23 protein-coding genes are annotated in these 22,881 nt (G+C 74.8%); 12 read left to right on the top strand and 11 right to left on the bottom strand.

The annotated features are described in order from the left end of the window. Positions 1-38 precede the first annotated feature (38 nt). The gene (locus ACIBPC_RS03835; RefSeq protein WP_398841045.1) at positions 39-1,457 is read right to left on the bottom strand and encodes a nucleobase:cation symporter-2 family protein; all 1,419 of its coding nucleotides are present in this window, start codon (positions 1,455-1,457) and stop codon (positions 39-41) included. Positions 1,458-1,561: 104 nt separating this feature from the next. After that, the gene (locus ACIBPC_RS03830) at positions 1,562-1,960 is read right to left on the bottom strand and encodes a winged helix-turn-helix transcriptional regulator (protein WP_398841044.1); all 399 of its coding nucleotides are present in this window, start codon (positions 1,958-1,960) and stop codon (positions 1,562-1,564) included. A 103-nt stretch (positions 1,961-2,063) separates the two neighbouring features. Between ACIBPC_RS03830 and ACIBPC_RS03825 the strand changes: the two genes are divergently transcribed. Then, on the top strand, positions 2,064-2,996 hold the full coding sequence (locus ACIBPC_RS03825) for an NADP-dependent oxidoreductase (protein WP_398841042.1): 933 nt from the start codon (positions 2,064-2,066) through the stop codon (positions 2,994-2,996). On the opposite strand, the gene ACIBPC_RS03820 is transcribed toward ACIBPC_RS03825, so the two are convergent. After that, positions 2,993-3,616 (bottom strand): SAM-dependent methyltransferase, encoded by a 624-nt coding sequence (locus ACIBPC_RS03820; RefSeq protein WP_398841040.1) that lies wholly within the window; start codon positions 3,614-3,616, stop codon positions 2,993-2,995. The genes ACIBPC_RS03825 and ACIBPC_RS03820 overlap by 4 nt on opposite strands. A gap of 141 nt (positions 3,617-3,757) precedes the next feature. After that, a complete protein-coding gene (locus ACIBPC_RS03815; protein ID WP_398841038.1) occupies positions 3,758-4,432 on the bottom strand; it encodes a pirin family protein in 675 nt (224 codons plus the stop codon). Between the two features lie 167 nt (positions 4,433-4,599). Between ACIBPC_RS03815 and ACIBPC_RS03810 the strand changes: the two genes are divergently transcribed. The 5 genes from ACIBPC_RS03810 to fabF all read left to right on the top strand — a co-directional run bounded on the left by ACIBPC_RS03810 (position 4,600) and on the right by fabF (position 9,556). Continuing rightward, positions 4,600-5,796: a PucR family transcriptional regulator gene (locus ACIBPC_RS03810; protein ID WP_398841036.1), complete on the top strand. Its 1,197-nt coding sequence runs from the start codon at positions 4,600-4,602 to the stop codon at positions 5,794-5,796. A gap of 88 nt (positions 5,797-5,884) precedes the next feature. Continuing rightward, positions 5,885-6,835 carry an ACP S-malonyltransferase gene (locus ACIBPC_RS03805; protein WP_362956309.1) on the top strand — a complete coding sequence of 317 codons (951 nt, stop codon included), beginning with the start codon at positions 5,885-5,887 and terminating at the stop codon, positions 6,833-6,835. A gap of 1 nt (position 6,836) precedes the next feature. After that, a complete protein-coding gene (locus tag ACIBPC_RS03800) occupies positions 6,837-7,871 on the top strand; it encodes a ketoacyl-ACP synthase III (RefSeq protein ID WP_398841035.1) in 1,035 nt (344 codons plus the stop codon). 69 nt (positions 7,872-7,940) lie between these two features. After that, positions 7,941-8,186, top strand: a complete 246-nt coding sequence (locus tag ACIBPC_RS03795) for an acyl carrier protein (RefSeq protein WP_362956303.1) — start codon at positions 7,941-7,943, stop codon at positions 8,184-8,186. Positions 8,187-8,293: 107 nt separating this feature from the next. Beyond that, a complete protein-coding gene (fabF, locus tag ACIBPC_RS03790; protein ID WP_362956300.1) occupies positions 8,294-9,556 on the top strand; it encodes a beta-ketoacyl-ACP synthase II in 1,263 nt (420 codons plus the stop codon). A gap of 91 nt (positions 9,557-9,647) precedes the next feature. On the opposite strand, the gene ACIBPC_RS03785 is transcribed toward fabF, so the two are convergent. Together ACIBPC_RS03785 and ACIBPC_RS03780 are read right to left on the bottom strand one after the other, a co-directional pair. After that, positions 9,648-9,842 (bottom strand): hypothetical protein, encoded by a 195-nt coding sequence (locus ACIBPC_RS03785; RefSeq protein WP_398841032.1) that lies wholly within the window; start codon positions 9,840-9,842, stop codon positions 9,648-9,650. Positions 9,843-9,899: 57 nt separating this feature from the next. Continuing rightward, positions 9,900-10,844 carry a beta-ketoacyl-ACP synthase III gene (locus ACIBPC_RS03780; protein ID WP_362956294.1) on the bottom strand — a complete coding sequence of 315 codons (945 nt, stop codon included), beginning with the start codon at positions 10,842-10,844 and terminating at the stop codon, positions 9,900-9,902. Between the two features lie 65 nt (positions 10,845-10,909). Here ACIBPC_RS03780 and ACIBPC_RS03775 point away from each other — a divergent pair, with 65 nt between their 5' ends. Next, positions 10,910-11,509 (top strand): TetR/AcrR family transcriptional regulator, encoded by a 600-nt coding sequence (locus ACIBPC_RS03775; RefSeq protein ID WP_362956291.1) that lies wholly within the window; start codon positions 10,910-10,912, stop codon positions 11,507-11,509. On the opposite strand, the gene ACIBPC_RS03770 is transcribed toward ACIBPC_RS03775, so the two are convergent. Then, a complete protein-coding gene (locus tag ACIBPC_RS03770; RefSeq protein WP_362956496.1) occupies positions 11,487-12,146 on the bottom strand; it encodes a hypothetical protein in 660 nt (219 codons plus the stop codon). The genes ACIBPC_RS03775 and ACIBPC_RS03770 overlap by 23 nt on opposite strands. A gap of 82 nt (positions 12,147-12,228) precedes the next feature. Here ACIBPC_RS03770 and ACIBPC_RS03765 point away from each other — a divergent pair, with 82 nt between their 5' ends. Together ACIBPC_RS03765 and ACIBPC_RS03760 are read left to right on the top strand one after the other, a co-directional pair. Then, positions 12,229-13,683 carry a PLP-dependent aminotransferase family protein gene (locus ACIBPC_RS03765; protein WP_398841030.1) on the top strand — a complete coding sequence of 485 codons (1,455 nt, stop codon included), beginning with the start codon at positions 12,229-12,231 and terminating at the stop codon, positions 13,681-13,683. 80 nt (positions 13,684-13,763) lie between these two features. After that, positions 13,764-15,299: an alpha/beta fold hydrolase gene (locus ACIBPC_RS03760; protein ID WP_398841029.1), complete on the top strand. Its 1,536-nt coding sequence runs from the start codon at positions 13,764-13,766 to the stop codon at positions 15,297-15,299. 7 nt (positions 15,300-15,306) lie between these two features. Here the strand turns inward: ACIBPC_RS03760 and ACIBPC_RS03755 are convergent, their stop codons facing one another. Then, complete coding sequence (locus tag ACIBPC_RS03755; RefSeq protein WP_398841027.1) at positions 15,307-16,185, bottom strand: NAD(P)-dependent oxidoreductase; 879 nt, start codon at positions 16,183-16,185, stop codon at positions 15,307-15,309. A 27-nt stretch (positions 16,186-16,212) separates the two neighbouring features. Continuing rightward, positions 16,213-16,707, bottom strand: coding sequence for a DUF3145 domain-containing protein (locus ACIBPC_RS03750; RefSeq protein ID WP_398841025.1), 495 nt, complete (start codon positions 16,705-16,707; stop codon positions 16,213-16,215). Between the two features lie 324 nt (positions 16,708-17,031). Between ACIBPC_RS03750 and ACIBPC_RS03745 the strand changes: the two genes are divergently transcribed. From ACIBPC_RS03745 to ACIBPC_RS03735, 3 genes are all read left to right on the top strand, one after another. Continuing rightward, positions 17,032-17,916: a GDSL-type esterase/lipase family protein gene (locus ACIBPC_RS03745; protein ID WP_398841024.1), complete on the top strand. Its 885-nt coding sequence runs from the start codon at positions 17,032-17,034 to the stop codon at positions 17,914-17,916. A 163-nt stretch (positions 17,917-18,079) separates the two neighbouring features. Continuing rightward, entirely contained in the window at positions 18,080-19,156 is a 1,077-nt protein-coding gene (locus ACIBPC_RS03740) for an aldose epimerase family protein (protein ID WP_398841023.1), read from the top strand. Positions 19,157-19,339: 183 nt separating this feature from the next. Beyond that, entirely contained in the window at positions 19,340-20,467 is a 1,128-nt protein-coding gene (locus tag ACIBPC_RS03735; RefSeq protein ID WP_398841022.1) for an ABC transporter substrate-binding protein, read from the top strand. 19 nt (positions 20,468-20,486) lie between these two features. Here ACIBPC_RS03735 and ACIBPC_RS03730 read toward each other — a convergent pair whose 3' ends face one another. After that, entirely contained in the window at positions 20,487-21,014 is a 528-nt protein-coding gene (locus ACIBPC_RS03730) for a hypothetical protein (RefSeq protein WP_398841020.1), read from the bottom strand. Continuing rightward, positions 21,011-22,747: a PHP domain-containing protein gene (locus ACIBPC_RS03725; RefSeq protein ID WP_398841019.1), complete on the bottom strand. Its 1,737-nt coding sequence runs from the start codon at positions 22,745-22,747 to the stop codon at positions 21,011-21,013. The genes ACIBPC_RS03730 and ACIBPC_RS03725 overlap by 4 nt, the downstream gene beginning before the upstream one ends. Between the last annotated feature and the right edge of the window lie 134 nt (positions 22,748-22,881).

Raw genomic sequence — 22,881 nt, 5'->3', positions numbered from 1 at the left:
GGCGGCCGACCCTCCTCGCCCTCCTCATAGCGCTGGCCTTAGCGGTCCTGCTGCGCGTCCTGTGGCCCCTGCCCGACACCACCCAACCCGCCCCCGAGCGACCCGCCGCCAGCGAGCAGCGCACCGTTCCCTGACCGGCCGCGCAAAGGCAGGTGGTGGAAGAGGAGGTTGAGGGCGAGGGCCGTGACGCAGGACGCGCTGATGCCGCTGTTCATGACCGTCTGGAACCAGTCGGGGAACTCCGCGTAGATCTCCGGGACGCCGACCGGGAGCATGCCGACGGCCACCGAGACGGCCACGATCGTCAGGTTCCGGCTGTCGTCGAAGTCCACCGCGCCGAGCGTCCTGATGCCGCTCGCCGCGACCGTCCCGAACATCACCAGCCCCGCGCCGCCCAGCACCGGCGCCGGGATCGCCGCGACCACCGCGCCCAGCTTGGGCAGCAGGCCGAGCACCACGAGGATGCCGCCCGCCGTCGCGACGACCCACCGGCTGCGTACGCGCGTCATCCCGACGAGGCCCACGTTCTGCGCGAACGCGGTGTAGGGGAACGTGTTGAACACCCCGCCGAGCAGCGTCGACACGCCGTCAGCCCGCAGCCCGTCCGCCAGCCGCCGGGGCGTCACCTCACGACCGGTCAGCTCGCCGACCGCGATGAAGTCCCCTGTCGTCTCGGTCATGGTGACCAGGCCGACGACCAAGAGGGAGAGCACGGCGCCCAGTTGGAATTCGGGCGCGCCGAAGTGGAACGGGGTGCTGATCCCGGCCCAGTCGGCGTCCCCCACCGCGTCGAAGTCCGTGAACCCGAGGGGTATCGCGACCAGCGTGCCGAGCACGATGCCCGCGAGGACGGCGACCCGCGCGACGAACGGCGGCGCGTACCGCTGGAGCAGCAGCACGGCGGCCAGCACCCCGGCCGCCAGGGCGAGGTTGTCCGGGTCACCGAAGTCGTCGGCCCCGACCCCGCCCGCCGACCACTCCCCCGCCACCGGCAGCAGGCTCAGGCCGATGACCAGGATCACCGTGCCCGTGACCAGCGGCGGAAAAAAGCGCAGCAGCCGCCCGAACAGCGGCGCCAGCAGGATGATCGCGAGGCCCGTGACGATCACGGCCCCGTAGATCGCGGGCAGCCCGCCGTCCTGCCCGATGAGGACCATGGGCGTGACGGCGGCGAACGTGCAGCCCTGCATGATCGGCAGCCGCACGCCGAGCCGCCACCAGCCGACGCACTGGAGCAGCGTCGCGACGCCGCAGATGAGCAGGTCGGCGGTGATGAGGTACGCGAGGTCGTCGGGCGGCAGGCCGAGCGAGCCGCCGACGATCAGCGGGACGGCGACGGCGCCCGCGTACATGGCGAGGACGTGCTGCAGCCCGAACGCCGCGAGCTGCGCGGGCGGCAGGCGTTCGTCCACGGGGTGGACGGGGTGGTGTACGGCGTGATCCGGCGCTTCGGACATCGGCGCTCCTCCGGCGTCGTTGCGGACGTTGGCCGTGACCGTAGGGCGCGTACACATTTTGTTGATGTCGCGGGCGTTTCGGCGCCGTGTCGGGGTGTCCGGTGTCAGGGGGACACGGGGCGGGGCGGCATGGCGGCCTGGGTGTCGAAGTCCTGGCGGGCCTCCAGGATCTGCGGGGCGTGCGCCACGGACCATGCGGAGATGGCGCTGGTCAGTGCCCCGGCCTCGACGCCGAGCGCGGTGAGCCCGTACTCCACGCGCGGGGGGACGGTCGGGTAGACCGTCCGCTTCACCAGGCCGTCCCGTTCCAGCGCGCGCAGGGTCTGGGTGAGCACCTTCTGTGTAATGCCGTCGAGGAGGCGCCGCAGTTCGCTGAAGCGCAGCGGCCGGTCGTGGCGGCGGAGCGCCCCCAGGACGTACAGCACCCACTTGTTGGCCAGCAGCTCGACGACGGTGCGCGAGGGGCAGTCGCGGCGGTGGAGGACGTCCGTAGTGGTTTCCATGAGGTACCTGGGTATCAAGAAGGTGCCTACTTCACAAGGGAAAGCGCACTGGTGAGCATGGTGATCACGACCTTCCCGAGGAGAGTGCCCTGTGATCACCCGCATGCGTGCGATCAGCCAACGCCGCTTCGGCGGCCCGGAGGTCCTGGCGGCCGTCGAGGCGGACGTCCCGGCGCCGGGCCCGGACGAGGCGCTGGTGCGCGTCCGCGCCGCCGGGGTGAACCCGGCCGACTGGAAGATCCGTGCGGGACTGGTGCGGCGGGTCGGCGAGCCGCCGTTCACGCTGGGCGTCGACGTGGCGGGCACGGTCGCGGCGGTCGGCGAGCGGGTGACGCGGTTCCGGCCGGGCGACGAGGTGTACGGCTGCGCGTTCCCGCCCCGGGGCTCGTACGCCGAGTACGCCGTCGCGCCGGTGGACGCGCTCGCCGCCGCCCCGGCGGGCACCGGCCCCACGCACGCCGCCGCGCTGCCGGTCGCGGCGCTGACCGCCTGGCGGGCGCTCGTACGGGTCGCCGCCGTCGGCGCCGGGCAGCGGGTGCTCGTCCACGCGGCGGCCGGCGGGGTCGGCCATCTCGCCGTGCAGATCGCCAAGGCGCGCGGCGCGTACGTCGTCGGCACCGCGCGGCGGGACGGGCACGCGTTCCTGCGCGGTCTGGGCGCGGACGAACTCGTGGACTACACCGCCACCGACTTCGCGGCGGCCGTCCGCGGCGTCGACGTGGTCCTCGACCCGGTCAGCGGCGACTACGGGCCCCGGTCGCTGGACACCCTCTCCCCGGGCGGGATCCTCGTCGACGTGCGCGGCACCGGGCCCGACCGGGGCGCCGTGCGGGAGCTGGCCGAGGCGCGCGGACTGCGGTTCGCCGAGGCCGGGTTCGTCCCGTCGGGCGCCGAGCTGGAGGAGATCACCGGCCTGGTGGAACGCGGCGGCCTGCGGGTCGCCGTCGATCACGTCCTGCCGCTCGCGGACGCGGCCAAGGCGCACGAACTCAGCGAGACCGGCCGGGTGCGGGGCAAGATCGTGCTGACGCCCTAGCCCGCCGCCCGGGGGACGGTGGCGACGAGGGCGGTGGCGTGTACCGGTTCGCGGTACGTGTCGCCGCCGGGGAGTGCCGCGCGCAGGCGGGCGGCGAACGCGGGGCGGTCGGCGGGAGCGGGCAGTTCGGCGGGTGGGAACGCGGACCACAGGCCGCCGATCAGTCGGTCGAACGTGAGGCTGTCGCCGTACGGATGCTCGTGCAGCGTCACGGACGCAAAGCCCGCCGCGTGGAACGAGCGCTCGTAGCGCGCGAGATCAGCCGCGTCCGTCCCGCAGGTGGCGCGCAGCTCGCGGCCGAAGTGGTCCTGGAGGAACGCCCGCAGCGCCCGCGACCAGTCCGTGTCGTGCAGCCACAGCGGCGCACCGGCCGACAGTACGGCGACCGCGCCACCGGGGCGCGTCAGGGACCGCAGTACGGGGAACAGCTCGTCGTGCCGCATCCAGTGCAGCGCCGCGCCGATGACGGTCACCGCGAGCGGCGGGGACGCACCGTCGCCGAGCAGCGCGCCGAGCGCCGGGACGTCGCGGTCCGCGCCCAGGACCCACGTCACGTTGGTCAGACCGCGCCGCGCGCCCTCGCGGGCCGCGAGCCGCAGCATGTCGGGCTCCGGGTCCATCCCGACGACCGCGCGCCCCGCGGGCCAGCGGCAGGGCCAACTGGCCGGTGCCGCAGCCGAGGTCGAGCAGCGCGTCCGGGTAGCCGCGCCGGAAGGCGGCGTAGTACGTGGCGACGTCGCCGTCGAAGCGGACCCGCCCGGTCACCAGCCGTCGCCACCCAGTTCCCACATCAGCAGCTCCGTCTCCCCCTCGGCGCGCACGGCGAGTTCGCCGCCGTCCGTCAGGCGCAGCGCGTCGCCCGCGCGCAGGGGCTCCGCGTCGTGCCCGCCCAGCCGCACCGCGCCGCGCAGCACATGCGCGTACACGCGGGGCGCGGCGGGCACGGCGGTACGGGCGCCGTCGCGCAGCCGCCGTACGTGCAGCACGGCCGCCGTGCGCGGCAGGGCGTACGGGGTGCCGTCCGCGATGCCGCGCACCACCTCGTACTCCGGCGCGCCGCCCGGCTCGTCGGGGACCAGCCACATCTGCAGGAAGCGCAGCGGCGCGGCGCCCGCGTTCCGTTCGCCGTGCGTGACCCCGGCGCCCGTGGTGAGGCGCTGGACGTCGCCGGGGCGGACGACGGTGGTGCGCCCTTCGCCGTCCTCGTGCGTCAGCTCGCCCTCCATGACCCAGCTGACGATCTCCAGGTCGCGGTGCGGGTGGGGCGCGAATCCGGCGCCGGGCGCGAGCCGTTCCTCGTTGCACGCGGTCAGCGGGCCGAAGCGGATGTTGTCCGGGTCGTAGAAGGCGCCGAAGGAGAAGGCGTGCCGGGTGTCGGTCCCGGCGGACGCGTCGCCGCCCCGGTAGCGGTCGCCGGCCAGCGTCACCTGAAGCATGCGTTCCACCGTACCGACCGGGGCGCGCCGCGTCCCGGACCCCGGCCGGGCGGCCGCGTACGCCGGGAGCGAAGCCGCCCGGACGGCTTCCCCGGAGGGGCGGAGGACCACGGAATCCCTGCCGTTCCTCCCCCTTGTCACCCCCGCCGGGTATGGGCCACGGAGAAATGAGGCAGGCTGGTCCCGTGTCCGATGCCGATGAGAAGGAAGCGCACGCCGCGACCGTGCGCCGTCTTGAGCAGTCCTCCGGGAAGCTCGCCGCCGCCGCGATCGCGCGCATGGACGAGCAGTTGTCCTGGTACCGCGCGATGCCGCCGGAGAACCGCTCGTGGATCGGGCTGGTCGCGCAGGCCGGTATCGCCGCGTTCACCGAGTGGTACCGCCACCCGGACACGCCGCAGGCGATCAGCACCGACGTGTTCGGCACGGCGCCGCGCGAACTGACGCGCGCCATCACGCTGCGGCAGACCGTCGAGATGGTGCGCACCACCATCGAGGTCATGGAATCCGCCGTGGACGAGCTGGCGCCGCCGGGCGGCGAGATGTCGCTGCGCAGCGCGCTGCTCGTGTACGCGCGGGAGATCGCGTTCGCGACCGCGCAGGTGTACGCGCAGGCCGCCGAGGCGCGCGGCGCGTGGGACGCGCGCCTGGAGTCGCTCGTGGTGAACGCGGTGGTGTCGGGCGAGGCGGACGAGAGCGACCTGTCGCGGGCGGCGGCCCTCGGCTGGAGTTCGCCCGACCATGTGACGGTCGTCCTGGGCAGCGCGCCGAACGGCGACAGCGAGCTGACGGTGGAGGCGATCCGCCGCGCCGCCAGGTACGCGAAGCTGCAGGTCCTGACGGGTGTGCTGGGCAAGCGCCTTGTGGTGATCGCGGGGGGCAGCGACGACCCGGTGCAGGCGGCGAAGGCGCTGATCGGGCCGTTCGCGTCCGGCCCGGTCGTGGCGGGCCCGGTGGTGGGCGACCTGCTGGAGGCGACGCGTTCCGCGCAGGCGGCGGCGGCCGGGCTGCGGGCGTGCGCCGCCTGGCCGGACGCGCCGCGCCCCGTGCTCGCGGACGACCTGCTGCCGGAGCGCGCGATGGCGGGCGACCCGGCCGCCAGGACGCTGCTGGTGGAGGAGATCTACAGACCGCTGCAGGAGGCGGGCTCGGCGCTGCTGGAGACGCTGAGTGTCTACCTGGAGCAGGCCAGCAGCCTGGAGGGCGCGGCGCGGATGCTCTTCGTGCACCCCAACACCGTTCGCTACCGCCTCAGGCGTGTGACGGACGTCACCGGCTGGCCGCCGTCCGACGTCAGGTCGGCCTTCACTCTCCGCGTCGCGCTCATGCTGGGCCGACTCGCCGACGAGAAGCACTCCTCATGACGTTTGTTCGAGTTCTACAAATCCCTTGACCGTTCTTGGTTCTCGTCGCCACCGGCGGTGCACCCCATGGCCGGGAGAGAGTGAGAGCGTGCTCGTACTCGTCGCTCCCGGCCAGGGTTCCCAGACGCCTGGCTTCCTCAGTCCCTGGCTCGAACTCCCCGGTGTCACCGACCGGCTGCGCGCCTGGTCGGACGTCGCGGGCATCGACCTCGTCCACTACGGCACGGAGGCCGACGCGGACGCGATCCGCGACACCGCCGTGGCCCAGCCGCTGCTGGTGGCCGGCGCGCTGCTGTCGGCGCGCGAGCTGCTCGGCGACGGCTTCGCCGGCGCGGCCGGGCTCGGCGCGGTCGCCGGGCACAGCGTCGGCGAGCTGCCGGCCGCCGCCATAGCCGGCGTGCTGACCGAGACCGGCACGATGGCGCTGGTCCGCAGCCGCTCGACCGCCATGGCGGAGGCGGCGGCCGTGACCGACACCGGGATGTCCGCCGTCCTCGGCGGCGACCCGGACGAGGTCGCGGCGAAGCTCGCCCAGCACGGCCTGACGGCCGCCAACAACAACGGCGGCGGGCAGATCGTCGCCGCGGGCACCCTGGAGCAGCTGGCCGCGCTCGCGGCCGACAAACCCGAGAAGTCGCGCGTCATACCGCTCAAGGTGGCGGGCGCCTTCCACACGCACCACATGGCACCGGCCGTGAAGGCCATGGCCGCCGCCGCCGAGGACGTCACCGTCGCCGCCCCGGGGGTCCCGTTCGTCTCCAACGCCGACGGCCAGGTCGTCGGCGACGGCCAGGAGGTCGTGCGGCGCCTCGTCACGCAGGTGTCGAACCCGGTCCGCTGGGACCTGTGCTCGGAGACGTTCCAGCGGCTCGGCGTCACGGCGCTGATCGAGCTGTGCCCCGGAGGCACGCTCGCAGGACTGGCCAAGCGCAACCTGAAGGGCGTCGCGCAGCTGGCCGTCAAGTCCCCGGACAACCTGGCCGCGGCCCGCGAGCTGATCGCGGAGCACACCGCGACCGCCGCCGAAGAGGAGTCCTGACATGTCCGCCAAACTCAAGCCGAGCCGCGGCGCGCCCCACGCCCGGATCATGGGCGTGGGCGGCTACCGGCCGGTCCGCGTGGTGCCGAACGAGGAGATCCTCAAGCACATCGACTCCTCCGACGAGTGGATCAGGTCGCGGTCCGGCATCGTGACCCGGCACTGGGCCGGCGAGGACGAGACCGTCGCCGAGATGGCGCTCGCCGCGTCCGGCAAGGCGATCGCGGACGCCGGGATCACCGCCGAGCAGATCGACGCGGTCGTCATCTCGACCGTCTCGCACTTCATGCAGACCCCCTCGGTCGCCACCGAGATCGCGCACCGCCTCGGCGCGGGCAAGCCCGCCGCGTTCGACATCTCCGCCGCCTGTGCCGGCTTCGGCTACGGGCTGACGGTCGGCAAGGGCCTCGTCGTCGAGGGCAGCGCGACGTACGTGCTGGTCGTCGGCGTCGAGCGGCTGTCCGACCTGACCGACAAGGAGGACCGCTCGACGGCCTTCCTGTTCGGCGACGGCGCGGGCGCGGTCGTCCTCGGCCCGTCCGACGTCCCCGCGATGGGCCCGACGGTGTGGGGCTCCGAGGGCGACAAGGCCGGGGTCATCGCGCAGACGGTGCCCTGGGACCGGTTCACGATCGGGAACATCGACGAACTGCCCGTCGACGCCGAGGGGAACGTCAAGTTCCCGGCGCTGCGCCAGGAGGGGCAGACGGTCTTCCGCTGGGCCGTCTTCGAGATGGCGAAGGTCGCGCAGCAGGCCCTGGACGCGGCCGGGATCACCGCGGACGAGCTGGACGTCTTCATACCGCATCAGGCCAACATGCGGATCATCGACTCGATGGTGAAGACGCTCGGCCTCCCCTCGCACGTCGCGGTCGCCCGCGACATCGAGACCACCGGCAACACGTCGGCCGCCTCCATCCCGCTCGCGATGGAGCGCATGCTGGCGACCGGGCAGGCGAAGAGCGGTGACACCGCACTCGTCATCGGCTTCGGGGCGGGTCTGGTGTACGCCGCCACTGTCGTTACCCTCCCTTGAGCAGATCCGCGCCCCGCGGATCACCACACAACGCGGTACCCCACCGCAACACAGTGAAGGAGCGCCGCAATGGCTAGCAGGGAAGAGATCCTCGAGGGTCTCGCCGAGATCGTCAACGAGATCGCCGGCATCCCGAACGACGAGGTGACCGAGGAGAAGTCGTTCACCGACGACCTCGACGTCGACTCGCTGTCCATGGTCGAGGTCGTCGTCGCCGCCGAGGAGCGCTTCGGCGTCAAGATCCCGGACGACGACGTCAAGGGCCTCAAGACCGTCGGCGACGCGGTCGGTTACATCACCGACCACCAGAGCTGAGCGGTTCTCCCGTCGCGGCACGTCCGTGACGGCTCACACGCAAGCGCTGTCGCCACCCGCGCGGGGTGGCGCTGCGATCATCCCCGACTGGCGGAGAACGAATTACCGTGAACGCGACCAATCGAACGGTGGTTGTCACCGGTGTCGGCGCCACCACACCGCTGGGTGGCGACAGCGCGACGACGTGGGAGGGCATGGTCGCCGGACGCTCCGGCGCCGGTGTCCTGACGGAGGAGTGGGCGCAGGACCTGCCGGTGAAGATCGCGGCGCGTGTCGCGGTCGAGCCGCTGGAGCACCTGCCGAGGCCCGTGGCGCGCAAGCTGGACCGCTCGGCGCAGTTCGCGCTGCTGGCGACCAGGGAGGCGTGGGCGGACGCCGGTTTCACGGCGCGCGCCGGTGACGACGAGACGGTGGACCCGACGCGGCTCGGCGCCGTCGTCGCGTCCGGCATCGGCGGCGTGACGACCCTCCTCGACCAGTACGACGTGCTGAAGGAGAAGGGCGCCCGCAGGGTGTCGCCGCACACGGTGCCCATGCTGATGCCCAACAGCCCGGCGGCCAACGTCGGCCTGGAGATCAACGCGCAGGCGGGCGCCCACGCGCCGGTCAGCGCGTGCGCCTCGGGCGCCGAGGCGGTCGGCTACGCGGTCGAGATGATCCGCACCGGCCGCGCGGACATCGTGGTGGCGGGCGGCACGGAGGCGGCGATCCACCCGCTGCCGATCGCCGCGTTCGCCAACATGATGGCGCTGTCCAAGAACAACGACGACCCGCAGGGCGCGTCCCGGCCGTACGACAAGGGCCGTGACGGCTTCGTCCTCGGCGAGGGCGCGGGCGTGGTCGTGCTGGAGTCCGCCGAGCACGCGGCGCGGCGCGGCGCGCGGGTGTACTGCGAGATCCTCGGGCAGGGCCTGTCCGGCGACGCGCACCACATCGCGCAGCCCGAGCCGACCGGCCGCGGCATCGCGGCGGCCCTCCAGAACCTGCTGGACGCCAGCGACCTCAAGCCGGAGCAGGTCGTCCACCTGAACGCGCACGCGACGTCCACCCCCCAGGGTGATGTCGCGGAGGTCAAGGCGCTGCGCCGTGTCCTCGGCGAGGACCTGGACCACGTGGCGATCTCCGCGACGAAGTCGATGACCGGCCACCTCCTGGGCGGCGCGGGCGGCGTCGAGACGGTCGCGACCGTCCTGGCGCTGCACCACCGGCTGGCGCCGCCGACGATCAACCTGGACGAGCTGGACCCCGAGGTGGACGCCGACGTCGTCCGGGGCGAGGCGCGGCCGCTGCCGAGCGGCACGATCGCGGCGATCAACAACTCGTTCGGCTTCGGCGGCCACAACGTGGTGCTGGCCCTGCGGACGGTCTGACACCGCCGCCCCCCGAAAGACTGCGGACGGCCCACTCCCCCCGCTGCGCGCCCAGCGGGACGGAGCGGGCCGTCCGCTTGCCGTCCGCGGGTCACCCGTGCCGCTGCCGCGCGCGACGCCGCGAACGCGCCGCGAGCGGGAGCAGCAGCAGGAAGAAGAGCGCCACCACCAGGCCGCGGAGCACCACGTCCCAGCCCCACGACCCGTCGGTGGCCGCGGTCCTGACGACGCTCACCGCGAGGCCGAGGACGACCGACAGAGCTGTCCAACCCCACCAAGGCTTCATGACCGGCGGATACCCCGATCCGCCGGTCACGTGCCAGGTGTGCTGCCCCGGGGGCGGTCACGGGCAGCGGATCACCTGGCCCGCCCAGGAGAGGCCGCCGCCGAAGGCGAAGAGCAGCACGGGCGCGCCGGACGGGATCTCGCGGCGTTCGACCAGCTTGGCGAGCGCGAGGGGCACGGAGGCGGCCGACGTGTTGCCCGACTCGGTGACGTCCGTGGCGACGACGGCGTCCGGCGCGCCGAGCTGGCGGACCAGGGACTCGACGATCCGCAGGTTGGCCTGGTGGGTGACGACGCCGCCGAGGTCGGCGGGGGCGACTCCGGCGCGTTCGCAGGCGGCGCGCGCCTTGGGGGCCAGTTCGGTGGTGGCCCAGCGGAAGACGGCCTGCCCCTGCTGGGTGAAGTGGGGCTGCCAGGCGTCGTTGAGGAGGACGGTGTCGCCGCGCGTGGGGTCGGAGCCCCATACGACGGGGCCGATGCCGTCGGTGCCGTCCGCGGCGTCGTCGGCGCTGATCACGGCCGCGCCCGCGCCGTCGCCGAGCAGGATGCAGGTGGAGCGGTCGGTCCAGTCCACGACGTCGGACATCTTCTCCGCGCCGATGACCAGCGCGTGCCGCGCGGCGCCCGCGCGCACGGAGTGGTCGGCGGTGGCGAGGGCCGTGGTGAAGCCGGCGCAGCCGTTGTTGAGGTCGAACGCGACGGGCGACGGGATGCCGAGGCGGCGGGCGACCTGCGCGGCGATGGACGGCACCCGTTCCATGGCGCTGCACGTGGCGACGGTGACGAGCCCGATGTCGGCGGGGTCGAGGCCCGAGGAGGCGAGGGCCTTGCCCGCGGCGGTGGCGGCGAGGTCGGTGACGGTCTCGTCGCGCGCGATGCGGCGGGTGGCGATGCCGGTGCGCTGGCGTATCCAGGCGTCGTTCGTGTCGACCGTCGCGGCGAGGTCGTCGTTGGTGAGCACGTGCTGCGGCTGGTGGTGGCCCAGGGCGGTGATGCGCGTCATGGGGAGCACTATAGCGACCGACCGGTCGGACGCTAAAGCCCGGCGGGGCACTTATAGTTGACGGCATGAGTCCGCGCCGCTCGGCCGCCGAGGCCGCCCGCACCCGTGACCGGATCATCGACCGCAGCGTGGACCTCGCGTCGCTCGAAGGCCTCGAAGGGCTGACGATCGGCCGCCTCGCCGCCGACCTCGGCCTCAGCAAGTCGGGCCTGCTCGGCCACTTCGGCACCAAGGAGGCCCTCCAGATCGCCGCGCTGCGCCGCGCCGCGGCCGTCTTCAACACGGAGGTCTGGGAGCCCGCCGCGCCCGCCGCCCCCGGGCTCCCCCGCCTGCGGGCCGTCTGCGCCGCGTGGATCTCCTACCTGGAACGCGAGGTGTTCCCCGGCGGCTGCCTGTTCGTGAGCGCCACCTTCGAGTACGACGGGCGCGGCGGGCCCGTGCACACGCTGCTGAAGCGGCAGTTCCGCGCGTGGGGCGAGCGGCTGACCGCCGAGATCCGCGCGGCGGTCCGCGACGGCGGCCTGCCGCAGGGGACGGACGCCGCGCAGCTGGTCTTCGAGCTGTACGGCGTCATGATGAGCCTCAACCACACGATCCAGCTGAACGGGGACAAGGCCGCCGCCGCCCGCGCCCGCCGCGCCGTCAGCCGCCTGCTGGCGCCGTGACCGCCCGCTCCCCCGCGCTCCGGTAGGCGCACCACGGCAGGAAGAACTGGACGACCGGCCCCACCGCCAGCGCGTACAGCACCGTGCCCACGCCCACGCTCCCGCCCAGCAGCCACCCGGCGGCCAGCACCGCCACCTCGATCAGCGTCCGCACGCGCCGCACGGACCGCCCGGTCGCCGCCGCCGCGCCGGTCATCAGCCCGTCGCGCGGCCCGGGCCCGAACCGCGCGCCGACGTACACGGCGACCGCGAATCCGTTCAGCACGACGCCGCCCGCCAGCAGGCACGCCCGCGCCCCGAGGCCGAGGTCCGCCGGGACCAGCGCGAGCCCGAGGTCGGAGGTGACGGCGAGCACCGCGATGTTGGCGACCGTGCCGAGCGTCGGGCGCTGCCGCAGCGGTATCCACAGCAGCAGGACGAGGACGCCGACGACCGCGCTGATCGTCCCGAAGCTGAGCGGCGTCCGCAGCGCCAGCCCCTCGTAGAGCACGCTCCACGGGTTCGCGCCGAGCGCCGCGCGCAGCAGCAGCGACAGGCTGAAGCCGTAGAGCGCCAGGCCCGCGAGCAGCTGCGCCAGCCGCCGCACCGGCCGCTCACCCAGCCGTACGTACCCGAGCGCCGTCCGCTCCCGTCCCATGTCCGCCTCCTCGTACCGTGCCACCTGCGGCAGTCTGTACAGTCGGCGGCCTGGAACAACGGGCCAATACGGGAGGAGTGGCATGGTGACGCGCACCGGTGGCACGCTCGGCGGACCACAACTGGCGGCCCTGCTGTCCGACGCGGCGGCGGCGCGCCCCGCGTACCGCTCCCTCGCGCGGGCCATCAGCGCCCTGATCCTGGACGGCCGGATCGCCCTCCACGTCCGCCTCCCCGCCGAACGCGACCTCGCCGCCGCCCTCGGCGCCAGCCGCGCCACCGTCACCGCCGTCTACGACCTGCTGCGCGCGTCCGGCTTCGCCCGCAGCCGCCGGGGCGCGGGCACCTGGACCGACCTGCCCGCCGACCACGCCCCGCGCGGCGTCGCCCGGCTCCTCGGCGCCGAGGACCGCGCGATCGACCTGGCGAGGGCCGCGCCCGAACCGCCGGAACGCCTCCTCACCGACGCGCTCGCCCGCGTCACGTCCCACCTGGCCGAGCACACCCGCACCCCCGGCTACCACCCGTACGGCCTCGCCCCGCTGCGCGCCGCGATCGCCGAGCGCTTCACCCGGCGCGGACTCGCCACCGTCCCCGAGCAGATCCTCGTGACGTCCGGCGCGCAGCACGCGCTGTCGCTGGTCCTCGGCCTGCTCGCCCGGCCAGGCGACCGCGTCCTGACCGAGAACCCGACATACCCCAACGCCCTCGACGCCCTGCGCCGCGCGCGGCTGCGGACCGTGCCCGTCCCGGTCACCGACGAGGGCTGGGACGCGGAGATCACCGAGTCCACGCTGCGCGAGGCCGTCCCCTCGCTCGCCTACCTGATCCCCGACTTCCACAACCCGACCGGCCGGCTCATGCCGGACGCGACGCGCGCCCGCGTCCTGCGCGCCGCCGCGCGGTCCGGGACATGGCTGGTCGCCGACGAGACGCTGACCGAACTGGCGCTGGACGTCCCGCCGCCCGCGCCGTTCGCCGCGCACGCCGCGCCGGGCGGGGGCGCGCAGGTCGTCACGGTCGGCTCGCTGAGCAAGACCCACTGGGCCGGGCTGCGCGTCGGCTGGCTGCGCGCGCCCGCGCGGCTCGTCACCGAACTCGCCGGGCAGCGCGTCGCCACGGACATGGGCGGCCCCGTGCTCGACCAGCTGCTCGCCCTCGACCTGCTCACCGATACGGACGACCCGCTGCCGTCCCGCCTCGCCCTGGCCCGCGAGCGGCGCGCCGCGCTGACGGCGGCGCTGGCCGCCCACGTGCCGGGGTGGCGGTGGCGCACGCCGCCCGGCGGGCTGGCGCTGTGGGTGGACCTCGGCGAGCCGGTCGCCTCGGCCCTGGCCGGGCGGGCGCGGGAGTACGGGGTGCGGATCGAGGGCGGGGCGTACTTCGGCACCGACCCGGGGGTGTTCGAGCAGCGGCTGCGCATCCCGTACACGCTGCCGCCGGACACGCTGCGGGAGGCCGTACGGCGCCTGGCCGCCGCGCTCGCCGACGACCGTACGCGCCACCCCGCGCCCCGCCCGCCCCACTGGATCGCCTGACGCATACGGGGGACAGCCCCACCCCGTTCCTGGCGCTGCCTGGCGTGTGCGGGGGCGTACGCCGCGCCTAGCGTGCGGTCATGCCAACCTCCCTACGGATCAGAGCATTTGCGGCGTGCTCGGCGGCCCTCGCCATCACCGCGACGGCCACCGCCAGCGCCACCCCCGGCCACCACGACCCCCTCGCGCGGTTCCACCACCAGCGCATCGACTGGCACCCGTGCGCCCTCGGCCCCGACGACGACACCGGGCAGGCACTCGACGCCGCCGGCGCCGACTGCGCCGACCTCACCGTGCCGCTCGACTACGGCGACCCCGGCGGCCGGACGATCACCGTCGCCATCTCCCGCCTGCGGGGCGCCGACACCGCCCACCACGTCGGCCCGCTGCTGCTCAACGACGGCGGCCCCGCCGGGGTCAGCCTCCACATGCCGGTCACCAAGTCCGAGGTGATGGGCGACACCGCCGACCGCTTCGACCTGATCGGCATGGACCCGCGCTTCGTCGGCCGCAGCACCCCGCTGGACTGCGGCTGGGACCACGGCTCGGCGTTCATGCGCTCCGCCGGGTCCGACCTGGCCGCGTACCGCGAGGAGGTCGCCGCCGCGCGCGACATGGCCGAGCGCTGCGCACGCACCAACGGCGACGTGCTCCCGTACGTCACGACGCGCAACACCGCCCGCGACATGGACGTCATCCGCGCCGCGCTCGGCGCCGACCGCCTCTCCTACCTCGGCTACTCGTACGGCGGCTACCTCGGCCAGGTCTACAGCCAGCTCTTCCCCGGCCGCACCGACCGCATGGTCCTCGACAGCGTCAGCGACGCCGCCCGCTACCAGCCCAACCTCCTGCGCGGCGCCGAGGAGGCCAACGAGGCGGCCCTGCGCGCCTGGGCGTCCTGGACCGCCGACCGCGACCGCGCGTACGGCCTCGGCGGCACACGCCGCGAAGTCCTGGCGACGGTCGACCACATCCTCGACGCCGCCGCGCGCGAGCCGCTGCGGATCGGCGACACGTTCACGCTGGACGAGCACATGCTGCCCGCCCTCCTGATCGGCGGCCTCGGCAGCGACCTGGACGAACGCCGCGCCGACCTCGCCGCGATCGTGGGCGTACTGGCGCGCGCGGCGGACGGTGAGCCAGTGGAGCCGTCCGAGGCGCTCGCGGGGCAGCTGGCGTTCCTGCTGACGGACGCCGGTTCCGCCTCGTCCAGCCAGATGGCGGCGATCCTGTGCGGCGACGCGGCACAGCGGCAGGGCACCGCGAGCTACTGGCGCGACGTCGAGGCGTCCCGCGCACGGTTCCCGCTGGCCGGGCCGCTGGCGGAGAACATCACCCCCTGCGAGTTCTGGGGCCGCCCCGCCGAGGCGCCGACCGTGCTCGACAACGACACGCCCGCCCTGCTCGTCAGCGCCACCGGCGACCCGCGCACCATCCACCCGGCCGCCGAGGCGCTGCGCGAGCGGTGGCCCAGCTCCCGGCTGCTGACCGTGACGGGCGCCCGCCAGCACGGCCTGTACGGCGAGTACGGCAACGCCTGCGTGGACACGCGCGTCACCACGTACCTGCGCACCGGGCGGCTGCCCGCGCACGACCCGTCCTGCCGCGCGGTGTAGGACGCGCTCAGCCCTTCGGCTCGTCGTGGCTCGCGTAGTAGGTGGCGGCGATGTCCTCGCCCCCGTGCCCCTGCTCGGCGGCCCGGCGGAACCGGTCGGCGCCGCCGCGCGCCAGGTCGAGCCGCACCCCGGCGGACTCGGCGGCGGCGACGATCAGGCGGCTGTCCTTCGCGGCCGTGTCCACCTGGAAGCTGGGCGCCAGGTCGCCCGACAGCATCGCCGCCGTCTTCAGCCGCAGGTAGGCGACGTCCATCGGGCCGCCCTCCACGGCGTCGAGGAAGAGGCGCGGGTCGAGGCCCAGGCCCTCGGCGAGCGTCAGGGCCTCGGCGGCGCCGTGGGTGAGGGCGAACACCCAGCTGTTGCAGACCAGTTTGAGCCGCGACGCGGCGCCGGGCTCCGTACCGGCCCACACCGTACGGGCGCCCACGGCGGACAGCACGGGGGCCAGGCGCCCGCGCGCCGCGTCGGGCCCGGCCGCCAGGACGACGAGCTTGCCGTCCTCGGCGGGCTGCCTGGTCCCCAGCACCGGCGCGTCCACGAGGACGAGGCCCTCCTCGCGGGCGAACGCGACCAGCGGTTCGAGCCCGGCCGGGCCCGTCGTCGTGCTCTGCATCCACACCGCGTCAGGCGCGAAGGACCCGGCGGCCCGCCGCATGGCGTCGAGCGTGGCGTCGCCGTCGAACAGCATGGTGAGGACGACGTCCGCGTCCCGTACGGCGTCGGCCGGGCTGTCCGCGACACGGGCGCCCGCGTCGGCCAGCGGCTCGGCCTTGGCGCGGGTGCGGTTCCAGACGGTGACGTCGCATCCGGCGCGGCACAGGTTGCGGGCCATGGCGGCGCCCATGATCCCGGTGCCGAGGACGGTGACGGAGAGGTGTGCGCTCATGCGCGCACGTTAGGCCGTCCCGCCCCGTCACACCACCTGGTGGAGCCAGCGGACCGGCGCGCCCTCACCCGCGTGCCGGAACGGCTCCAGCTCGTCGTCCCACGGCTTGCCGAGGAGCTTGGCGACCTCGGCGTGCAGGTCGCTCTCGCCGCGCGCCGACCTGGCGGCGGCGGCGCGCAGCCGGTCCTCGGGGATCATGATGTCGCCGTGGATGCCGGTGACGGCGTGGTAGATGCCGAGCTGGGGCGTGCAGCTGTACCGCTCGCCCTCGGCCGTGGGGCAGGGCTCGGCGGTGACCTCGAAGCGCAGCATGTGCCAGCCGCGCAGCGCCGAGGCCAGCTTGGACGCGGTGGCGCTCTCGCCCTGCCAGGACAGCTCGGCGCGCCAGGTGCCGGGGGACGCGGGCTGGCGGGTCCAGTCGAGGCCGACCCGCGTGCCCAGGACTCCCGCGACGGCCCACTCGATGTGCGGACACAGCGCGCGGGGGGCGGAGTGCACAAACAGAACACCACGTGTCGTCACCGGAACCTCCACTTTCGCGTACCTGTGCCCGTCGCCGGACCCTCCGCGCCGTGCGTGCGTCCAGGGCGCCCCCCGACGCTCCCGGTACCACGCACGACCGCCTCCACACCATTGCTACGTCTTCCGGCCGATACGGGCGGATCGGCCCACCAGTGTCCGGCAGTGTCCACCGGTGACGGGCAGTCATCTTTTACTCTTGTCGAGACACCCGCCACGCAGCGCGCACCACACCCGCCACTGCCAGGACCAAGCTACCCTCCGGCGGCACACTCGCCGCCCCGCCATCACCGGTTCGCCCCCTCACCACGACACCGAGGTACCCGTATGCAGGTCAGCCGCCGCCCGCACGCCGTCACACTGGCCGTCGCCGGGGCCCTGGCGCTGGCCGCCTGCACCTCGTCCGGCGCCCCGGCGCCCGAGGACGGCCCTTCACCCGACGAGGCGGCGCGGCAGGGTCCCGTCTGGGACACGCGGCCCGGCTCGGTGGCGGCCGTCGGCGACTCCATCACCCGCGCGTTCGACGCCTGCTCCGTCCTCTCCGACTGCCCCGAGGTGTCCTGGGCGACGGGCACCGACTCCGGGGTGGCCAGCCTGGCGCGGCAGCTGCTCGGCGGCGGCGAGGACGCGCTCACCGGCCGCGCCTGGAACCTCGCCGAGACCGGCGCGCGGGCCGCCGACCTGCCCGCCCAGGTCCGCGAGGCGGTGGCGTACGAGCCGGAGCTGATCACCGTCCTCATCGGCGCGAACGACGCCTGCGCCCCCGACCTCGCCGCCATGACCGCGCCGGACGCCTTCCGGGCCGACCTGGAGGAGTCGATGGACCTCATCCGCGAGCGGCTGCCGGAGACGCAGGTCTACATGTCGAGCGTCCCCGACCTGCTGCGCCTGTGGACGGAGGGCAGCGGCTCGATGATGGCGCGCGCCGTGTGGCGGCTGGCCGACATCTGCCCGACGATGCTGGACGGCGCCGGGGAGGACGAGGCGGCGGCGGGCGAGCGGCGCGAGGAGGTACGGGAGCGGGTGCGGGAGTACAACACCGTGCTGGAGGAGGTCTGCGCCGCCGACGACCTGTGCCGCTACGACGGGGGCGCCGTCTTCGACTTCGCGTTCACGCCCGACCACCTGAGCGACTGGGACTGGTTCCACCCCAGCCGCGAGGGGCAGGCCGAGCTGGCGGCGCTGGCGTACGCGCAGGTCACGGCGGAGTGATCCGGGCACGGACGCGGTGGCGCAACGCTACGCCCACCCGCTGACGGCCGTCGCCCCGGGGCCGCCTCCAGGGGCCGGGGGCAGGGACGCTACGGTCGGAGCACCGCGCGTGACACTCCCCGTCCACCCCGCCATCCCGCGCCCCCCGAAGGAGCAGCGCCCCATGCCCACGACCCCCGACGACCCCGGCAGCGCCCCGCGGCGCGAGGTGTTCGGCCGGCTGGCCGACGGCACCGAGGTGCACCGCTGGACCCTGGCGCGCGGCGGCACCGTGCTGAAGGTGCTCAGCTACGGCGGCATCGTGCAGACGCTGGAGCGCCCGGACCGCGCCGGGCACCCCGCCAACGTGTCGCTCGGCTTCGACACGCTCGCGCCGTACACGACGGACTCCCCGTACTTCGGCGCGCTGATCGGCCGCTACGGCAACCGCGTCGCGCGGGGCCGCTTCACCCTCGACGGCACCGAGCACCGGCTGCCGGTCAACGACGGGCCGAACACCCTGCACGGCGGCGACGACGGCTGGGACCGGCGCGTCTGGCACGCAGAGCCGTCCGGCGCCCACGGGCTGACGCTGCGTCTGACCAGCCCGGACGGCGACCAGGGCTTCCCCGGCGCCCTGGCCGTGGAGGTGGACTACCTGCTCGGCGAGGCGGGCGAGCTGCGCATCGACTACCGCGCCACCACCGACGCGCCGACCGTCGTGAACCTGACCAACCACCTGTACTTCAACCTCGGCGGCGAGGGCGGCGGCGGCATCGGCGACCACCGGCTCGGCCTGGCCGCCGCGCACTACACGCCGGTGGACGGGACGCTGATCCCGACGGGCGAGATCGCGCCGGTCGCGGACACCCCGTTCGACTTCCGGCGGGCGAAGCCGGTCGGCCGCGACCTGCGCACGGCCCACCCGCAGCTGCTGCGCGCCCAGGGGTACGACCACAACTTCGTGCTCGACAAGGGCGTCACCGCCGCCCCCGAGCACGCCGCGACGCTGTACGACCCGGCGTCGGGCCGCCTCATGACCGTCGCCACGACCGAGCCCGCGCTCCAGTTCTACAGCGGCAACTTCCTGGACGGCACGCTGACCGGACCCTCGGGGCGCACGTACCGGCAGGGCGACGCGCTGTGCCTGGAGACGCAGCACTTCCCCGACTCGCCGAACCACCCGGCGTTCCCCAGCACGGTGCTCCGTCCAGGGGAGACCTACACGTCCTCGACGGTGTACGCCTTCGCCGTGCGCTGACCCCGCCCGCCGGAGAATTCATCCGTCCGTGTCCACCGCACGCGGCGCGTGCCCCGGTACGGCGTCCTGACGGGGGGTTGCCTCCGGGGGCGGCAGTGGGTGCAATGACGGGTGTGGTCCCCGGGGACGTGTCGCGTGCCCGGGCCCGCCGCGAACGCTTCGTCACACGGGGGGACTTCACGCATGGACACGCCACCGCCACCGCGACGGCCCGCCGCGACGTCACCCGAGGGGGCGTCCGTCCGCATCGGCGCGCTCGTGCCCCTCAGCCGGCCCGGCTGGACCGAGGCGGGGCGGCACCTGCTGGCCGGTCTCGAACTGGGCGTCCGCGAGGCCAACCTGACCGGCGGGATCGGCGGCCGGCCGCTCGCGCTGGCCGTCCGCGACACGGCGGCCGACCCGCGGCGCGCCGTGGCGGCCGTGGACGCGCTGGCGGACCTGGGCGTGGCCGCTCTGGCCGGGGAGTACCACAGCGTCACCGCCCGCTCCGTCGCGGCCAGGGCCGACGCCCTCGGCCTGCCGTTCCTGTGCTCGTCCGCCGTCCTCGACGCGCTCGCCGAGCAGCCGGTGGAACGGGTCGCCCGCCTGAGCCCGCCGCAGTCGCGCGGCTGGCGGGTCTACGCGGACTTCCTCCTCGGCGCGGGCCACCGGCGCGTCGCGGTCGCGGCCCAGCGGAGCGTGTACTGGGCGGCGGGCGCCCGCGTCCTGCGGGAGCACCTCGCGCCGCGCGGCGGCACCGTCGACGAACTGGACATGGACGCGCTCACGCCCGCCGCCGTGTGCGACGAGCTGGTCAGGCGGCGCGCGACCGCGCTCCTCCTCCTGGCCGGCCACCCGGAGCCCGCGGTGTCGGTCGTGCGGGCCGTGCGGGGCGACCGGCGGCTGGCCGCGCTGACGATCGGCGCCCCGGCCGGGCAGCCGGAGTTCCCCTGCTGGGCGACGTCGCTGGGCGGGGACGGCGCCGGTGTCCCGTTCCTGCGCTACCTCCCCGCGCGCCTCACGCCGCTGGGCGAACGCGTCCGGCGCGACCTGCGCGCGCGTCTCGGCGAGGCGCCGTCCTTCGTCGCCTTCGAGGGGTACGACACGGCCGCCGTCCTCGCCGCCGCGCTGCGTGCGCCCGGCGGTGTGTCCTGGCCCGGCGTCGAGGTCGCGGGCACGCGCGGGCGGATCACGTTCTCGCGCACGCCCGGCACCGGCGTGTGGCAGTGGGCCGGGGCGCCGGTCCAGATCGCCGACCGGGACCCGGCGGCCCCCGACCGCTTCCGCGTCCTGCACACCGACCGGCGGGGCAGACAGGGCACCGCCGCCTGACCGCGCCCCGGCCGGGGCGTCAGTGGCCGCCGCAGCAGGGGTGGGGGTCGGGGATCTCGAACGGCACGTACCGCCCGCCCCGCGACGGCATCAGCCGCAGCAGCAGTTCCCCGCCCTCCCACTGCGGGCGTACGTGGCCGCACGTGTCGAGGTACGCCCCCGGGTCGGGGACGGTCCCGCCCAGGACCTCGGCGCGTCCCACCGCGGTGGTCGCGTACAGGTCGGCCAGGGTGAGGCTGTCCGGCAGCGCCTCCGAGCCGGGGAAGACCACCGCCCTGCCCGCCGCGCGGCGCTCCGCGTCGGCGAGCCACGGCGTGCCGGTGACCACCGCGAGCCCCTCCCCGGCCGCCGCCCCGGCGAGCGTGCCGGGGAGGGGGCCGGGGCCGGGGAGCACCAGGGCGAGGGCGACGCCGGGGTCCGGGTCGCGCACCAGGTGCGTGGTGGCGAACGCGCCGGCCGGCAGCGGGAGCCGTTCCGCCAGCCGGCGCAGCAGGTGGTCGGCCCGCTGGAGGGTGGTGATCCCGCCGGTGAGGCCGGCGGCGGTCACTCGGTGACGACCCAGATCGGGTTGGAGTAGAACCACAGGTCGAGCCACGGGTCGGCGTCGCCGAGGACGTCGAGGGCCGGGCCCGCAGGGTCGACGGCGGCGCCGTTCAGACCGGTCTGGACGCGGTTGCCGTCCGTGCCGCGCAGGCGCACGTAGCCCGGGCGGTCCACGCGACCGAGGCGGTACGTGAAGCGGACGGTGCCGCGCGTCTCGTCCACCTCCCACGACTTGGCGACCTTGGTCTCCGGCGCGTGGAACGTGTCGCGGTCCCTGGCACGGCCGGTGACGAGGCCGCGGATGACGTCGACGCGGGCGAGACGCGGCAGGAACTGGGCGGCGTTCGGGCCGTTGGCCAGGGCTATCTCGACGCTCAGCTCGACGTCGGAGCCGCGCCGGACGTGCAGCGTGCCGCCGAGCGTCGCCGAGCGGCTGCCGGAGCGCAGCTCGGCCTTGAGGCCGGAGATCAGGCCGCCGTGGTCCACCCACACGCGGCCCTCGCGGATGCCCTGCATGACGGCGGCGTACGAGAAGCCGTACGCGCCGACGTGCGTGCGGCTGTACTGGCCGGGCCAGTAGTCGCCCGCCGTGAGGTTGAGGCCGCTGCCCCGGTAGACGGGGGCGCCGTGGAAGCCGTCGCGGTCGAAGTCCGAGTCGTCCGGGCGGGTAGAGGTGTCGGCGTACACCACGTGCGAGTCGGAGTTGGCGGTGATCCACCAGGGCTTGCCCTCGGACAGCAGGCTGTCCCACAGGCCGCCGACGGTGGCCGTCATCCAGTCGAAGCCGCCCCAGGTGCGGTAGCTCTCGGCCGGGTAGCCGGGGAACGAGTTGGCGCCGGGGCTGCCGCTGTACGCGCCGCGGCCGCCGCCGGGGCCGTGCGGGGCGGGGATGCCGGACGCCTGGTGTCCCGGCGCGCCCTCGAAGCCGACGGCGATGTCCGGCTGGGCGTCGCGCCAGCCGCGGATCTCGTGCGGGGAGTCCACGCCCTGGCGGGCGGGGTGGTTGGCCAGCATCAGGGCGTCCTTGACCTTGCGGCGCCTGACCTGCTGGGCGAGGAAGTCGAGGCCCGAGATGGCGAGGGCCTCGTTGGCGGGGGTGGAGGCGGTCGCGTTGTTGACGCTGCCGTCGTAGCCCGCCTCGAACTGCTTGAGGACGCTGACCTCGTTGTCGCCCGGGTGGACGAAGACGGTGCCGTGCTCGGCGGCCGGGATGTTCCACTCCAGGCCCTGGAAGACGAGAGTGTCCTTGTACTGGTCGCGGGCGCGCTTGATGTCGGGGTTGACCTTCTCGACGCCGATGCGGTTGTGCGTGGCGCTGCCGTGGTCGGTGATGACCATCCAGTCGAGGCCGAAGCGGGTGCCGTTGCCGACCTGGTCCACGACGCGGTACTGGCCGTCGGGGCTGTACTGGGTGTGGATGTGGTGGTCGCCCGCGAGCCACAGCAGGCGGTTCCCGCCGCCGTTGCCGCCGTTGCCGCGGCCGTGGGCGGAGGCCGCCCCGGCGGCCGTGCCGGTGAGGACGCTCGCGCCCGCGACACCGGCGCCGAGCAGCCCGGCGCGGCGCAGCATGCCGCGGCGGGACAGCTGGTCGGGCGACAGCTCGGTGTCCGGCACGTCGAGGTCGAACGCGGCGGGCAGCGGACCGGCCTCGGCGCCGTCGCCGTGCGCGTGACCGTGCGGGTGGTCGTGGTCGTGGTGGTGGTGGTCGTGTCCGTGGTGGTGGTGTCCGTGCCCCATGGCGCGCTCCCCGGTGGTTCATGGCTGAACTTGTGCCGCACGCAGCCTGTTCGCGCCATGTGAACGGAGGGTGTTGCGCACCGGTCCGGAAGCCGCCGATCGCCTGACCGGATACCGCCCCTGTGGCCGGAAAG

The organism is Streptomyces sp. NPDC049879, from assembly GCF_044461265.1.
In the GTDB taxonomy this organism is placed as follows: domain Bacteria; phylum Actinomycetota; class Actinomycetes; order Streptomycetales; family Streptomycetaceae; genus Streptomyces.
Note: the sequence above shows the minus strand (reverse complement) of the source record. Positions and strands in the feature narration are given on the sequence as shown.

What these genes read in the sequence shown, in the direction of transcription:
- ACIBPC_RS03835 (WP_398841045.1), bottom strand. Translation starts at nt 1,457, where the DNA reads ATGTCCGAAGCGCCGGATCACGCCGTACACCACCCCGTCCACCCCGTG.
- ACIBPC_RS03830 (WP_398841044.1), bottom strand. Translation starts at nt 1,960, where the DNA reads ATGGAAACCACTACGGACGTCCTCCACCGCCGCGACTGCCCCTCGCGC.
- ACIBPC_RS03825 (WP_398841042.1), top strand. Translation starts at nt 2,064, where the DNA reads ATGCGTGCGATCAGCCAACGCCGCTTCGGCGGCCCGGAGGTCCTGGCG.
- ACIBPC_RS03820 (WP_398841040.1), bottom strand. Translation starts at nt 3,616, where the DNA reads ATGGACCCGGAGCCCGACATGCTGCGGCTCGCGGCCCGCGAGGGCGCG.
- ACIBPC_RS03815 (WP_398841038.1), bottom strand. Translation starts at nt 4,432, where the DNA reads ATGCTTCAGGTGACGCTGGCCGGCGACCGCTACCGGGGCGGCGACGCG.
- ACIBPC_RS03810 (WP_398841036.1), top strand. Translation starts at nt 4,600, where the DNA reads ATGAGGCAGGCTGGTCCCGTGTCCGATGCCGATGAGAAGGAAGCGCAC.
- ACIBPC_RS03800 (WP_398841035.1), top strand. Translation starts at nt 6,837, where the DNA reads ATGTCCGCCAAACTCAAGCCGAGCCGCGGCGCGCCCCACGCCCGGATC.
- ACIBPC_RS03795 (WP_362956303.1), top strand. Translation starts at nt 7,941, where the DNA reads ATGGCTAGCAGGGAAGAGATCCTCGAGGGTCTCGCCGAGATCGTCAAC.
- ACIBPC_RS03785 (WP_398841032.1), bottom strand. Translation starts at nt 9,842, where the DNA reads ATGAAGCCTTGGTGGGGTTGGACAGCTCTGTCGGTCGTCCTCGGCCTC.
- ACIBPC_RS03780 (WP_362956294.1), bottom strand. Translation starts at nt 10,844, where the DNA reads ATGACGCGCATCACCGCCCTGGGCCACCACCAGCCGCAGCACGTGCTC.
- ACIBPC_RS03775 (WP_362956291.1), top strand. Translation starts at nt 10,910, where the DNA reads ATGAGTCCGCGCCGCTCGGCCGCCGAGGCCGCCCGCACCCGTGACCGG.
- ACIBPC_RS03770 (WP_362956496.1), bottom strand. Translation starts at nt 12,146, where the DNA reads ATGGGACGGGAGCGGACGGCGCTCGGGTACGTACGGCTGGGTGAGCGG.
- ACIBPC_RS03765 (WP_398841030.1), top strand. Translation starts at nt 12,229, where the DNA reads ATGGTGACGCGCACCGGTGGCACGCTCGGCGGACCACAACTGGCGGCC.
- ACIBPC_RS03760 (WP_398841029.1), top strand. Translation starts at nt 13,764, where the DNA reads ATGCCAACCTCCCTACGGATCAGAGCATTTGCGGCGTGCTCGGCGGCC.
- ACIBPC_RS03755 (WP_398841027.1), bottom strand. Translation starts at nt 16,185, where the DNA reads ATGAGCGCACACCTCTCCGTCACCGTCCTCGGCACCGGGATCATGGGC.
- ACIBPC_RS03745 (WP_398841024.1), top strand. Translation starts at nt 17,032, where the DNA reads ATGCAGGTCAGCCGCCGCCCGCACGCCGTCACACTGGCCGTCGCCGGG.
- ACIBPC_RS03740 (WP_398841023.1), top strand. Translation starts at nt 18,080, where the DNA reads ATGCCCACGACCCCCGACGACCCCGGCAGCGCCCCGCGGCGCGAGGTG.
- ACIBPC_RS03735 (WP_398841022.1), top strand. Translation starts at nt 19,340, where the DNA reads ATGGACACGCCACCGCCACCGCGACGGCCCGCCGCGACGTCACCCGAG.
- ACIBPC_RS03725 (WP_398841019.1), bottom strand. Translation starts at nt 22,747, where the DNA reads ATGGGGCACGGACACCACCACCACGGACACGACCACCACCACCACGAC.